Source organism: Bradyrhizobium betae (assembly GCF_008932115.1).
GTDB classification, from domain to species: domain Bacteria; phylum Pseudomonadota; class Alphaproteobacteria; order Rhizobiales; family Xanthobacteraceae; genus Bradyrhizobium; species Bradyrhizobium betae.
Map to the genome: position 1 here is coordinate 3343403 of NZ_CP044543.1, position 12924 is coordinate 3356326.

Consider the following 12924-nt stretch of genomic DNA (forward strand, 5'->3'; position numbering starts at 1 on the left):
GTTTCTGTCGGAAATGGGCTCACGGAGCATCGCATGATCAAAGGATCGGCACTCGCCTCTCTCATCGTCCTGTGTTGGACGTCGTCATTGTCGGCGCAGACGATCTATCCGATCGATCGCGCCGAGATCCTGGCCGGCGCGCAATTCGACTTCAAGGTTGAATTTCCCGGGACGGTCGATCCTGCCAGGCTGAAGGTAACGGTGAACGGCGCGGACTATGCCGGCGTGTTCGGCCGCGCCGGGACCTTCGTCGAGCGCGAGGATGGCAAGGACCAGTCGGCGCTGGTCCTGCGCGACGTCACGCTGACCAAGCCGGGCAGTGTCTCGGTCGACGTGAGCGACGGCACGCATCAGCGCAGCATCGCATGGACGGTTTACGAGACCGGGCCGCGCAAGGCGAAGAACGTCATCCTGTTCATCGGCGACGGCATGTCGCCGGCGCATCGGGTCGCGGCGCGAATCCTGTCCAAGGGCATTGCGGAGGGCAAGAGCCGCGGCAAGCTCGCGATCGACGACATGCCCCACATGGCGCTGGTGGCGACCGCGGGCTCGGACTCGATCATCACCGATTCCGCGAACTCGGCCAGTGCCTATGCGACCGGCCACAAGAGCGCCGTCAATGCTCTTGGCGTTTATGCGGACCGCACCGCAAGCCCGTTCGACGATCCCCGCGTCGAGACCATCACCAGCCTCGCCAGGCGGCGGCACGGCATGGCGATCGGCGTCGTCACCAACACCGAGATCGAAGACGCGACGCCGGCCGCGATGGTCGCGCACACGCGCCGGCGCGCCGCCTATGACGAGATCGTCGAACAGTACTTCGCCGCGAAGCCGGATGTGCTGATGGGCGGCGGCAGCGCGAATTTCCTGCCGAAGTCGGCGGCGGGCTCCAAACGCAAGGATGAGGCCGACTACATCGCGAAGTTTCGCGACGCAGGCTATCAGGTCGCGACGACCGCAAGCGAACTCGGTGCTCTCTCAGCGAAGCCGGAGACGGGCAAGCTGCTCGGGCTGTTCGCCACCGGAAACATGGATGGCGTGCTCGACCGCAAATTCCTCAGGGGCGGCGGCGTGAAGAAATTTCCGGAGCAGCCCGACCTGACCGAGCAGGTGCAGGCGGCGCTGAACATCCTCTCGAAAAACGAGACCGGTTTCTTCCTGATGGTCGAATCCGGACTGATCGACAAATATGCGCATCTGCTCGACATGGAGCGGGCGGTCTACGACACCATCATGCTCGACAATGCGGTGCGCCAGACGCGCGACTGGGCGCGTGCGCGCGGCGACGACACCCTCATCCTGGTGCTGGCGGACCACAATCACCCCAACAGCTTGGTGGGAACGGTCAACGACGACATGGGCACGACGCCCAACGTGCCGCTGCGCGAGCGCGTCGGCGTCTACGAGCAGGCCGGATTCCCGAATTATCCGGCTCCGGACGCGGAAGGTTATCCGTCACGCGTCGATGTCAGCCGCCGGCTCGCCATCTTCTCGGCCAGCCTGCCGGATCACTACGAGACCTTCCGCCCGAAGCTCGACAATCCCAATGAGCCGACCGTCAAATCCGCCGACGATGGGACCTTCAAGGCCAACGACAAATACAAGGATGTTCCGGGAGCGGTGCTGCGTCCCGGCAATCTGTCGGCGATGATCGGTGCCAGCGTGCATTCGGGCGAGGACGTCATCCTGACCGCGACCGGGCCGGGCAGCGAGCGCGTGCACGGCTCGATGGACAATACCGAGGTCTTTCGCGTCATGGTCGAAGCGCTCGGCCTCGCCGCCGGGCAGTAGCGCGCGCGGCTCAAACGAAAATGGCCGGGATCGCTCCCGGCCATTTTGTAGTTGTGTGCTTCGGCTCAGCGCGGCGGCGCGGTGCCGGGCGGGGGCGGCGGCAGGGAGGCCTGTCCACCGTTGAGCAGCGGCGTGATGTTGCGGATGGTGACACGCCGGTTGATCAGGCTCGGTCCTTGCGTCTGCTCCTTCAGATACTGCTCGCCGTAACCCTGCGAGGTCAGGTTCTCCGAGGGCACGCCGAACTGCTGGGTCAGCAATTCGGCCGCGGACTGCGCACGACGGTCCGACAAGGACAGATTGTCGACGTCGTTGCCGACCGCGTCGGTGTGACCTTCGATCAGGAACACCACGCGCGGGTTGGCCTGGATCGCACGGTTGAGGCCGTCTGCGATCGACTGCAGCTTCGCCGCCTGGTCCGGCGGGATGCTCCACGATCCCGTCTCGAAGTTGATCGTGTTGAGATCGATGCTCGGCATCTGCATGCGAACATTGGGGCTGTAGCGGATCTCGTCGAGCGTGTAGCGGCGATTGATCCGCTGCACCGGCGGCGCCACCATCGTCTCGTAGATCACGTCCGGCGATGCTTCCTGGGCATCGACGATGTAGCGATCGTAGGGAATGTTGACGACCGGAGGCGGCGCATCGACATAGAAGCCGCCGACCGACTGCGGATCGCGGTAGCTGTTGTCGATGATGATGAGCTCGCGTCCGCCGGGATCCCTGCGGATTCGCCGCAGCAACCGGCCGTCCGGACCGACCACGGTGATGATCTCGCTGCCGTCGGGACGGACCACGATGGTGCGGGTGTCGCCGCCGATAGTGTCGGTGCGGATGTCGCGGGCGCCGTAGCGGAAGCGATAGAGATCGTTGCCGCGGACGTAGGCCTGCCCGCCCGGATCGCGGATGATGATGCGGTCCGGCTCGGTGTAGACGGTGCGGCCGCCTTCGACGGTCTCGCGGCGCTGGTTGCGGTAGTCGGCGATGGTCGCGCCGATCACGGCACCGGCCACCACACCCGCGCCGATCGCGAGTGGTGTCAGGTCACGCTGCGGTGGACGCGGCGGCGGCGGTAGCGGTGCTGCGACCGTCGGTGCGGCGCGGAAGGCCGGTGCGACTGTCGGCGGCGCGTATTGCGCCCTGTCGGGCGGCGGTGCGGCGGCCGCCGTGCCGGGCACGACGGTCGGCGCTGCGGCACCAGCGGGAGGCGCCGGCGGCCGGGGCGGAAGGCCCGCAGCAGGTCCGGTCGCGGGTGCACCGGCGGCCGGTCCGCCGGGCGGCGGCGCACCAGGACCACCTTGGCGTCCCGGAGGCGGGGTCGGAGCACCACCAGCGGGCGGCGTGGGCGTGGGTGCCGGTGTTGCGCCCGGCGCAGGCGTCGGCGATCCCGCAGGAGCAGGCGATTGGCCAGGACGTCCGGGAAGCGGTCCTCCAGCACCAGCCGGAGGCGTGCCGGTCGGCAGGGGTGTGGCACCTGGAACGGTCGTCGGAGCACCGGCCGGCGGCGGACCGGCGCGGCCCGGCGATGGCGTCGCTCCCGGAGCCGGTGTCGGCGTCGGAGCGGGCGCGGCACTCGGACCCGAAGTCGGCGCAGGCGGCGTTCGTCCCGGCGGCGGTGAAGCCGGGGGCGGAGGCGGCGGGGTCGGTGTTGCGCGTGTGGTCGGAGGCGGCGGTGGCGGAGCTGCCGGCGTGGGCGCCGGAGCAACGCGAGCCGGCGGCGCCGATGCAGGTGGCGGGGGCGGAGGTGGCGTCGGCGCATGCTGCTGCGGAGCCGCCGCCGGAGGCGGTGCCTTCGGTGCAGCGGCAGGCGGAGGCGGCGGGGGTGCCTGATGCGTCGCGGGCGGCGGGGGTGGCGGCGTCGGACGTGACGGTGCAGGGGGCGGCGGAGGTGGCGCGGCCGGGCGCGGAGGCGGCGCAACTGCGGGTGGCGGCGCGGTCGGACGCGGGGGAGGCGGCGGCGGTGCTGCAGCGGGCGGTGGCGGCGGAGCGGGGGGCTTGGCCGCGGGCGGCGGCGGTGCCGCAGGTCCCTTCGGCGGCTGCTTCGGTTTTCCGTCAGGGCCGACTTCGCCTGCCGGCCCGGCCTGCGCGATCACGATGGGCGCTGCGGTGCTTTGTGCATATGATGCGGAGCTTGCGAATGGCATCGCGGTGAGAGCCGTCGTGGCAAGCAGCACGAAGCGAAGATGAGTCATGAGAATGAATCCCCGGAAGGTTCTTGAACGAAGTCGGGTGAATAGTCGTTCGACGATGAACGGATACGCGTTAGGCCGGATTGTGGCGGTGGGACGCGACGCTGCTCGATTTATTTCTTCATGCGAAGTCACTCAAAACATCACCGTTCATTACGCATTCAGATGAATCTTGCAATCGCTTCACGAGCGCGCCTGCGACAATCCGGCGTCCGTCGCCGGATTCGGTGTCAGCGGCCCGTTCGGCCCGCGCGACGGAATCTCCTCTGGTGCACGTCCTGGCAGTTCGTCGGGCCGCGGTGATTCGCCGGGCTCGCGCACCGGCGACGGGATCTCAGGCTGCGGATTTCCGGGCGGAATTCCAGGTGGCGGTTCGGCGGGCGTGCCGGGCGTCGACGGCGGAATCTCGGGCGGTTCGATCGGCATCAGCATCATCGAGATCAGTTGTTCGGAGAACGACAACGATGATGCCGCGCCGATGTTCCTCGTCGCGGCGTTCCGGACGCGCGCTATTCCGGTGCGTGGCACACGGCCTCGATGTTGTGGCCATCGGGGTCGCGCACGAAGGCGCCGTAATAATTCGGATGATAGTGCGGGCGGATGCCGGGCGCGCCATTGTCGCGGCCGCCGGCCGCCATGGCCGCCTTGTAGAAGGCGTCGACCGTGGCACGGTCTTTGGCTGCGATCGCAACGTGCACGGGCTTGTTCATCGCGCCTTCGCCGCCGATCCAGAAAGCGGGCTTGCCGTCGGTGCCGAATCCGGCCGCGGCGTCGTGGCCGGTCTGCTCCGCCGTCACTTCCATGATCAGGCTGTAGCCGAGTGGTGTGAGGGCCTTGATGTAGAACGCTTTCGCGCGCTCATAGTCGGAGACGGAGAAGCCCATGTGATCGATCATCGCAAAGCTCCGTGGTTGGTCTCGTCAGCGTGACAGGAACGTATTGCTCCGCGTCTTGCGCGCGATCGTAAAGCCGCGCGTGACCATGTCGCCAATACAATCCTGTTGCCACTCCTTTTGTGACAGATGCTCGATCACCACCGCGCGCGGCCACAACGCTTGCGGGGCATCGCGGAAGAAGCCGATCAAGACGCGGTCCTCGAATCCCTCGACGTCGATCTTGAGCGAATCGACCTGGGTCACGCCGGCCTCGTCGAGGATGCGCGTCAGCCGCAGCGACGGGACCTTGATCGCCTTGCTGCTGGCGGTGCCGGTGACGACATGCGTGGCGCCGAGATTGCCGCCGCCGCTTTCGATCATCAGCTCGCCGTCGCTGTCGCCGGCCGCGGCCTGCACCAGGCGCACTTGCGTCGCCTTTGATGCGGCGTGATTGAACGCCAGCCGTCCAAATGTCAGCGGATGTGGTTCGATCGCGACCACCTTGCCTGATGGCCCGACTTGCCGTGCCATCACCAGAGCGAATGTGCCGACATTGGCGCCGACGTCGACGAATGTGCCGCCTAATGGGGTGTGCTGGCGCAGGAAGTCGAGCTCGTCGAGATTGTAGTCGGGGTTGAACAGCGCGCCGCGTTCGGTCGCGCTGCCCTGGTGATAGAAGCGGAAAGAGGCGCCCTGATACTGCACGTCGACCGGACCGCCGCGTAGCAGATTGACCAGCCGCGACATCCACGGACGGAACGCGCCGCGCTTCAACCCCGACTGTGTCGCGAGGCGAATGATCGCAGACTGCGCCGCGTTCGGCGCAAACGCGCCGAACGGCGCGGACGATGGGTCATTGTCGGGCGTCAAGCAGGCGGTCCTCGTTGCAAGCGGCGCATGCATAGCCGGTTTTGCCGGGGACTCCAACGCTCCATCACCGGTGTCGTCCCCGCGAACGCGGGGACCCATAACCCCAGGGAGAGGTCGTGACGCGAGACGCCCACTCCGAGTCCTCGCCAAACTTCTCCCTGTGGGTATGGGTCCCGGATCTGCGCTTCGCTTGTCCGGGACGACAGTGTGTCTTACGCCGCCTTCTTCGGCGGCGCCTTCCGCTGCCTCAGGAATCGCCCGAGCAGCTTGCGCTTGCCCTTGCGCGGGATCAGCTCGATGTCGCTGACCAGCTTGGCGCCGCCCTTGCGCCGCTCCAGCACGATCTTGCGGCTGTGGAAGGCTTCCAGCTCGACGCGGTGCGCGACGCTGACGATGGTCGCTTTCGGCAGCTCGTCGGTGACCATCTGCATCATCTTGTCCTGGCTCTTCTCGTCGAGCGCGGAGGTCGCTTCATCCAGCACGACGATATCAGGGTTGTGCAACAGCAGCCGCGCGAAGGCGAGGCGCTGCTTTTCGCCGCCGGACAGCGTCTGGTCCCACGGTCCCTCTTCCTCGATCTTCTCCTTGAGATGATCCAGCCCGACCTTGTGCAGGGCCTCGCCGATCTCCTCGACGGTCCAGTCGTCCTCGGCGCCGGGATAGGCGACGGCGCGGCGCAAGGACCCGGACGGCACGTAAGGCCGCTGCGGCAGCATGAACAGCCTTCGGTCCGGATGGAAATTGACGTTGCCGCCGCCCCATGGCCAGAGACCGGCGATGGCGCGCACCAGCGTGCTCTTGCCGGTGCCGGATTCGCCGGCGACCAGCAGCCGTTCACCCGGCTCGATCGCGACCTCGGTCTCGCCGACCACCGCGGTGCCGTCGTCGAGCGTGACCGAGAGGTCCTTCAGTTCCAGCATCGTCTCGTTGCTGGTCTCGCCGCGCTTGATGCGGCCGAGGCCGTCGCCTTGCTCGGCGCGCTCGAGACCGTCGAGCGACATCATCAGCGAGGCGATGCGGCGCGCGCAGGCGTTCCAGTCGGCAAGCCGCGGATAATTGTCGACCAGCCAGCCGAACGCGCTCTGCACGATGGTGAAGGCGGAGGCCGCCTGCATCACCTGGCCGAGCGTCATGCTGCCGTCGAGGAATTTTGGCGCGCAGAGCAATAGCGGCACCACCGGCGCAACCAGGCTCGATCCCTGCGACACCAGCGTGGTGCGCATGTGTTGCCCGGCGAGCCGCGCCCATTGCCGCAATACGTTGGTAAAATTCCGGTCGATGCCGTCACGCTCTTCCTCCTCGCCGCCGAGCAGCGCGATGCTCTCGCCGTTCTCGCGTACGCGCGTCAGCGTGTAGCGGAAATCCGCCTCGGCCTGGTTCTTGTCCTCGGAGACCTGCACGAATTGGCGGCCGATCACCAGGATCGAGCCGGAGGCGATCGCGGCATAGAGGATCGCGGCAATCACGAGGAAGCCGGGAATGGTGACGGTGGATCCGCCGAGCGTGACGGTGAGCGCGCCGCCGATGGTCCAGAGCACCACGATGAAGGTCACGGCCGACAGCATTGCCGAGGTGACGCCGGCGAGGAAGTCGACCGGCGAGTCGGTCGCGATGCGCAGATCCTCGGCGATGCGGTATTCGGGGTTCTTGTGATCGCCGCCGACGAGGTTGAGCTGGTAGTAGCGCCCGTTCGTGAGCCAGCGCGTCAGCACGCTGTTGGTCAGCCACGCGCGCCAGCGCCGCTGAATGCCCATCCGCGCGAACACTTGCGCGACGCCGAGCACGATGCTGCCGATCGCGAGCGGGAAGAACACCGCGGTGAGATGAAACACGCTTGCCGCATCGCGCTTCTCGATGGCGTCGAAGATCGCGCGATTCCAGACATTGATGCCGTACTGGAAGGCGACGGTGAGGACGATCAGCACGACGAGGCCGATCGAGAACGGCCAGGCCAGCCGATCGCCACTGCGGCCCCAGAAGCCGCGTGCGCTGATCCAGAAGCGCGTCAGCAGATAGTTCTTGCGCGCCTGCTCGGCCTCCTCGGGCGACAGCTCCGGGTCAGGCTCGACCAGCTCGGGCGGCGGCGGCGTGATCTCGTCGCCATCCTCACCCTTGATTTCGACGATGGGCGGCTTCTTGCCCTGTTCGCGCTTTCCGGCCAGCTTTTGCATGGCCGGATAACGCAAGGGAAATCAAACGGTTCCCTTGCGGTTCCAGCATTGATTCGACTGGCTTAAATCTGCCGCTCGACCATCTTGAGCTTGAGCTCGGCGATGGCTTCCGCCGGGTTCAGGCCCTTCGGGCAGGCCTTGGCGCAGTTCATGATGGTGTGGCAGCGATAGAGGCGGAACGGGTCCTCGAGATTGTCGAGGCGCTCGCCGGTCGCTTCGTCGCGCGAATCCTTGACCCAGCGGTTGGCCTGGAGCAGCGCGGCGGGGCCGAGATAGCGGTCGCTGTTCCACCAGTAGCTCGGGCATGAGGTCGAGCAGCAGGCGCAGAGGATGCACTCGTAGAGGCCGTCGAGCTTCTCGCGGTCCTCGTGGCTCTGGCGCCATTCCTTCTGCGGCGTCGGCGAGGTCGTCTTCAGCCACGGCTCGATCGAAGCATATTGTGCGTAGAAATTGGTGAGGTCGGGGACGAGGTCCTTCACGACGGGTTGGTGTGGCAGCGGATTGACCTTGACCGCGCCGTCCTTGACGTCGTGCATCGAGCGGGTGCAGGCCAGCGTGTTCTGGCCGTCGATGTTCATGGCGCAGGAGCCGCAGACGCCTTCGCGGCAGGAGCGGCGGAACGTCAGCGACGGATCGATGTGGTTCTTGATCCAGATCAGGCCGTCCAGCACCATCGGTCCGCAATCATGGGTATCGACGTAATAGGTGTCGACGCTCGGATTCTTGCCGTCGTCCGGATTCCAGCGATAGACCTTGAACTCACGGGTCTCGGTCGCGCCCGCGGGCTTCGGCCAGGTCTTGCCGCCTGATATCTTGGAGTTCTTCGGAAGTGCGAATTCAACCATTGCTCTAACCTTTCGTCATTCCGGGATGGTCCGAAGGACCAGACCCGGAATCTCGAGATTCCGGGTTCGATGCTGCGCATCGCCCCGGAATGACGGCTACTATTCGCTCAGTACACGCGCGCTTTCGGCGGAATGTACTGCACGTCGTTGGTCATGGTGTAGTCGTGAACCGGGCGGTACTCGATCTTGACCTTGCCGGCGTCATCCAGCCAGGCCAGCGTGTGCTTCATCCAGTTCTTGTCGTCGCGATCGGAGAAGTCCTCGCGCGCATGCGCGCCGCGGCTCTCGGTGCGGTTGGCGGCGGAGTTCATCGTCACCACCGCCTGCGCGATCAGATTGTCGAACTCCAGCGTCTCGACGAGATCTGAATTCCACACCAGCGAGCGGTCTGAAACGCCGATGTCGGTGATGCCGCTGTGGACCTTCTCGATCAGGTTCTGGCCTTCGCTCAGGATGTCGCCGGTGCGGAACACCGCGCAATTGTTCTGCATCACGTGCTGCATGCCTTCGCGCAGCTTCGCGGTCGGCGTGCCGCCGGAAGCGTAGCGGTAATGGTCGAGACGGCCGAGCGCGAGGTCGGACGAGTTCGCCGGCAGCTCGGGCTGCTTGGCATTGGGCGTGAGCTTTTCGGCGAGGCGCAGCGCCGCGGCGCGGCCGAACACCACGAGGTCGATCAGCGAGTTGGAGCCGAGGCGGTTGGCGCCGTGCACGGAGACGCAGGCGGCTTCGCCGATCGCCATCAGGCCGGGGATGACCGCGTTGTCTTCGCCATTCTTCTTGGTGAGGACTTCGCCGTGATAGTTCGTCGGGATGCCGCCCATGTTGTAGTGCACCGTCGGCACGATCGGGATCGGCTCGCGCGTCACGTCGACATTGGCGAAGATCTTCGCGGATTCGGAGATGCCCGGCAGGCGCTCGGCGAGCACCGCGGGATCGAGATGGTCGAGATGAAGGAAGATGTGGTCCTTCTTCTTGCCGACGCCGCGGCCTTCGCGGATCTCGATGGTCATCGCGCGCGAGACGACGTCGCGCGAGGCGAGATCCTTCGCGGAGGGCGCATAACGCTCCATGAAGCGCTCGCCCTCGGAGTTGACGAGATAGCCGCCTTCGCCGCGCGCGCCTTCGGTGACCAGACAGCCCGAGCCATAGATGCCGGTCGGGTGGAACTGCACGAACTCCATGTCCTGCAGCGGCAGGCCGGCGCGCAGCACCATGCCACCGCCGTCACCGGTGCAGGTATGCGCCGAGGTGCAGGAGGCGTAGGCGCGGCCATAGCCGCCGGTGGCGAGAATGACAGTCTGGGCGCGGAAGCGGTGCAGCGTGCCGTCGTCGAGCTTGAGCGCGATGACGCCGCGGCAGGTGCCCTGGTCGTCCATGATCAGGTCGATGGCGAAGAACTCGATGAAGAACTCGGCCGCGTGGCGCAGCGACTGGCCGTACATCGTGTGCAGCATGGCGTGGCCGGTGCGGTCGGCGGCGGCGCAGGTGCGCTGCGCCTGGCCCTTGCCGAAGTCCATGGTCATGCCGCCGAACGGACGCTGGTAGATCTTGCCGTCCTCGGTGCGCGAGAACGGCACGCCCCAATGCTCGAGCTCGTAGACTGCGTCGGGCGCGTTGCGCACCATGTATTCGATCGCGTCCTGGTCGCCGAGCCAGTCCGACCCCTTCACGGTGTCGTACATGTGCCAGCGCCAATCGTCCTTGTGCATGTTGCCGAGCGAGGCGGAAATGCCGCCCTGCGCCGCGACAGTGTGCGAGCGGGTCGGAAACACCTTGGTGATGCAGGCGGTTTTCAGGCCGGCCTCGCTGCAGCCGACGGTGGCGCGCAGGCCCGCGCCGCCGGCGCCGACCACGACGACGTCATAGGTGTGGTCTTCGATCGGGTAGGCTTTTCCGTTGGTGGCGGGACCGCCGTTGCCCTTGCCATTTGTCTCAGCGGCCATGGGTTACACTCCGGAAGAAAGCTTCACGATCGCGTAGGTCGAGGCGAGCGCGACGGCGACCGAGAAGAAATTGTTGAGCATGATCGAGACGAGCTTCAGCTTCTCGTTGTGAACGTAGTCCTCGATCACGACCTGCATGCCGATCTTCATGTGCCAGGTGCTGGCAACGATGAAGAGCAGCATGATGATGGCGATCGGCAGCGAGCCGATGGTCTGCGCCGCGAAGGCCTGGTTGCGGCCGAACAGCATCATGATGACCACGATCACCGGGATCATCAGCAGCGTCATCGCGACCGCCGTGAGGCGCTGGCGCCAGAAGTCGGATGTGCCGGAATGGGCGGCGCCGAGATTGCGGACGCGGCCAAGCGGTGTGCGCATGCTGCGCTTCGGCGTATCGGCTGCGCTCATTTTCCACCTCCGACCGCATAGGCGATGATCCAGACCAGCACCGTCAGCGCGATGCCGCCGATCGCTGCGCCCCAGGTCAGGGCCTCGCGCTCGTTGGCCTTGAAGCCGTAGCCGAGGTCCCACACGAAGTGCCGGAGGCCGCTCAGCATATGGTGCATCAGCGCCCAAGTGTAGCCGAACACGATCAGGCGCCCGATGATGCTGCCGGTGAAGGCCTGGACATGGGCATAGGCGGCGGGGCCGGAGGCCGCCGCAACCAGCCACCAGACCAGCAGCAGGGTTCCGACATAAAGGGCGACACCGGTGGCGCGATGGACGATGGACAGCGCCATCGTCAGCGTCCAGCGGTAGACTTGCATGTGGGGTGAAAGCGGTCGTTCGATCCGTGCGGTCATGGGCTTTTGATGTTTATTGCGGCCCAGCGTGGGGCACATGGGGATCGCGGAAGGTCGGCTCTATTTACGGAGTCGATTTCGCCTGCGCAATCACCAATTTGCCAAAAATCGAACCGGGGTTCAGCACTAGAGCCCTGATGAACCAAGCCCAATCAGAGGCTTGGTATACCAGCACGTCGGTCCGCCGATCATATAACGAATTTGTATTCATATGTTCCAATCGCGCCCAGGTGCATTGAAATTACTATTGGAACGCCTCTAAACGGACCATACCGTCCAAGCCGATCGAGGGGGCAGCCCCGCCCCCTCCCCAACCTGTCGAATGGGCACTGGGGCCGCCTCCTGTCGATCCCGTCCGCCCGTCAGCGGATATGCGCATCCTGCAATCCACCCCAGCCGGGAGATGGAGCGTGTCGACCTCGGGAATCAGATCGCCTAAAGCTCCGAACGCAGCCCCCGGCATCGACGAATCGGAGAGGTTGCGACCAGTCGCCGGGGCAGGTCAGGGGTGATCGCAGGTCTTGATATCAGGGAGATCGTCGAGCTCGCGCTGTTGCTGATCGCAACCGGCGCGCTCTCCGGATTCCTGGCCGGCGTGTTCGGTATCGGCGGCGGCGCGATCCTGGTGCCGGTGTTCTACGAATGCTTCCGGATCGCTGGCGTGCCGCTTGAGGTGCGCATGCCGCTCTGCGTCGGCACCTCGCTTGCCGTGATCATCCCGACCTCGATCCGCTCGTTCCAGGCGCACTACAAGCGCGGCGCCGTCGACCTGGGCATCCTGCGCGTCTGGTGGCTGCCGATCCTGATCGGCGTCGTCGTCGGCAGCGTGGTCGCGCGTTACGCGCCGGAGCGGCTGTTCAAGATCGTGTTCGTCTGCGTCGCCTGGTCCGCCGCCGTGCGCCTGATCTTCGCTCGTGATACCTGGAAGCTCGGCGACGATCTGCCGAAGGGGCCGCTGATGCGAATCTACGGCTTCTGCGTCGGCATTCTCTCGACGCTGATGGGCATCGGCGGCGGCCTGTTCTCGAATCTGCTGATGACATTCTACGGCCGGCCGATCCATCAGGCGGTCGCGACCTCGTCGGCGCTGGCCGTGCTGATCTCGATCCCCGGCGCGCTCGGCTACATCTATGCCGGCTGGCCCGCGGCTGTGAACTATCCGGCGGTCGCGGCGCTGCAAGTGCCGTTCGCGCTTGGCTATGTCTCGCTGATCGGCGCCGTGCTGGTGATGCCGATGAGTCTCGTGACGGCGCCGCTCGGCGTGAAGGCCGCGCATGCGATGTCGAAGCGGATGCTGGAGGTCGCGTTCGGGTGTTATCTGTTTATCGTCGGCAGCCGATTTGTGATGAGTTTGATTGCCGGACAGTGATTGACGTCAGCCAAAACGCTCACCGCGCACTCCGCTGTCGTCGCCCGACTTGATCGGGCGACCCAGTA

11 protein-coding genes are annotated in these 12924 nt (G+C 65.9%); 2 read left to right on the forward strand and 9 right to left on the reverse strand.

Annotated elements, in window-relative coordinates; genetic code table 11:
* Positions 1–33 precede the first annotated feature (33 nt).
* A complete protein-coding gene (locus F8237_RS15985; RefSeq protein ID WP_151646072.1) occupies positions 34–1791 on the forward strand; it encodes an alkaline phosphatase in 1758 nt (585 codons plus the stop codon).
* 65 nt (positions 1792–1856) lie between these two features.
* On the opposite strand, the gene F8237_RS15990 is transcribed toward F8237_RS15985, so the two are convergent.
* The 9 genes from F8237_RS15990 to sdhC all read right to left on the reverse strand — a co-directional run bounded on the left by F8237_RS15990 (position 1857) and on the right by sdhC (position 11487).
* Complete coding sequence (locus F8237_RS15990; protein WP_151646074.1) at positions 1857–3983, reverse strand: OmpA family protein; 2127 nt, start codon at positions 3981–3983, stop codon at positions 1857–1859.
* Positions 3984–4163: 180 nt separating this feature from the next.
* A complete protein-coding gene (locus F8237_RS15995) occupies positions 4164–4406 on the reverse strand; it encodes a hypothetical protein (protein ID WP_162006380.1) in 243 nt (80 codons plus the stop codon).
* A gap of 83 nt (positions 4407–4489) precedes the next feature.
* Positions 4490–4876, reverse strand: coding sequence for a VOC family protein (locus F8237_RS16000; protein ID WP_151646076.1), 387 nt, complete (start codon positions 4874–4876; stop codon positions 4490–4492).
* Positions 4877–4900: 24 nt separating this feature from the next.
* Positions 4901–5725 carry an FkbM family methyltransferase gene (locus F8237_RS16005; RefSeq protein ID WP_162006071.1) on the reverse strand — a complete coding sequence of 275 codons (825 nt, stop codon included), beginning with the start codon at positions 5723–5725 and terminating at the stop codon, positions 4901–4903.
* 212 nt (positions 5726–5937) lie between these two features.
* Positions 5938–7896, reverse strand: a complete 1959-nt coding sequence (locus F8237_RS16010) for an ABC transporter ATP-binding protein/permease (protein ID WP_151646080.1) — start codon at positions 7894–7896, stop codon at positions 5938–5940.
* Between the two features lie 62 nt (positions 7897–7958).
* The gene (locus tag F8237_RS16015) at positions 7959–8741 is read right to left on the reverse strand and encodes a succinate dehydrogenase iron-sulfur subunit (RefSeq protein ID WP_151646082.1); all 783 of its coding nucleotides are present in this window, start codon (positions 8739–8741) and stop codon (positions 7959–7961) included.
* A 107-nt stretch (positions 8742–8848) separates the two neighbouring features.
* Positions 8849–10684, reverse strand: coding sequence for a succinate dehydrogenase flavoprotein subunit (gene sdhA / locus F8237_RS16020; RefSeq protein WP_151646084.1), 1836 nt, complete (start codon positions 10682–10684; stop codon positions 8849–8851).
* Between the two features lie 3 nt (positions 10685–10687).
* Entirely contained in the window at positions 10688–11092 is a 405-nt protein-coding gene (gene sdhD / locus F8237_RS16025) for a succinate dehydrogenase, hydrophobic membrane anchor protein (protein WP_151646086.1), read from the reverse strand.
* Entirely contained in the window at positions 11089–11487 is a 399-nt protein-coding gene (gene sdhC, locus F8237_RS16030; protein WP_151646088.1) for a succinate dehydrogenase, cytochrome b556 subunit, read from the reverse strand. The genes sdhD and sdhC overlap by 4 nt, the downstream gene beginning before the upstream one ends.
* A gap of 508 nt (positions 11488–11995) precedes the next feature.
* Between sdhC and F8237_RS16035 the strand changes: the two genes are divergently transcribed.
* On the forward strand, positions 11996–12856 hold the full coding sequence (locus F8237_RS16035; protein ID WP_151646090.1) for a sulfite exporter TauE/SafE family protein: 861 nt from the start codon (positions 11996–11998) through the stop codon (positions 12854–12856).
* Positions 12857–12924 lie beyond the last annotated feature (68 nt).

Excerpts from the sequence above, each read along its gene's own strand:
- F8237_RS15995 (WP_162006380.1), bottom strand. The coding sequence starts at position 4,406 with ATGCCGATCGAACCGCCCGAGATTCCGCCGTCGACGCCCGGCACGCCC.
- sdhA (WP_151646084.1), bottom strand. The coding sequence starts at position 10,684 with ATGGCCGCTGAGACAAATGGCAAGGGCAACGGCGGTCCCGCCACCAAC.
- F8237_RS16010 (WP_151646080.1), bottom strand. The coding sequence starts at position 7,896 with ATGCAAAAGCTGGCCGGAAAGCGCGAACAGGGCAAGAAGCCGCCCATC.
- F8237_RS15985 (WP_151646072.1), top strand. The coding sequence starts at position 34 with ATGATCAAAGGATCGGCACTCGCCTCTCTCATCGTCCTGTGTTGGACG.
- F8237_RS16000 (WP_151646076.1), bottom strand. The coding sequence starts at position 4,876 with ATGATCGATCACATGGGCTTCTCCGTCTCCGACTATGAGCGCGCGAAA.
- F8237_RS16015 (WP_151646082.1), bottom strand. The coding sequence starts at position 8,741 with ATGGTTGAATTCGCACTTCCGAAGAACTCCAAGATATCAGGCGGCAAG.
- sdhC (WP_151646088.1), bottom strand. The coding sequence starts at position 11,487 with ATGACCGCACGGATCGAACGACCGCTTTCACCCCACATGCAAGTCTAC.
- sdhD (WP_151646086.1), bottom strand. The coding sequence starts at position 11,092 with ATGAGCGCAGCCGATACGCCGAAGCGCAGCATGCGCACACCGCTTGGC.
- F8237_RS15990 (WP_151646074.1), bottom strand. The coding sequence starts at position 3,983 with ATGACTCATCTTCGCTTCGTGCTGCTTGCCACGACGGCTCTCACCGCG.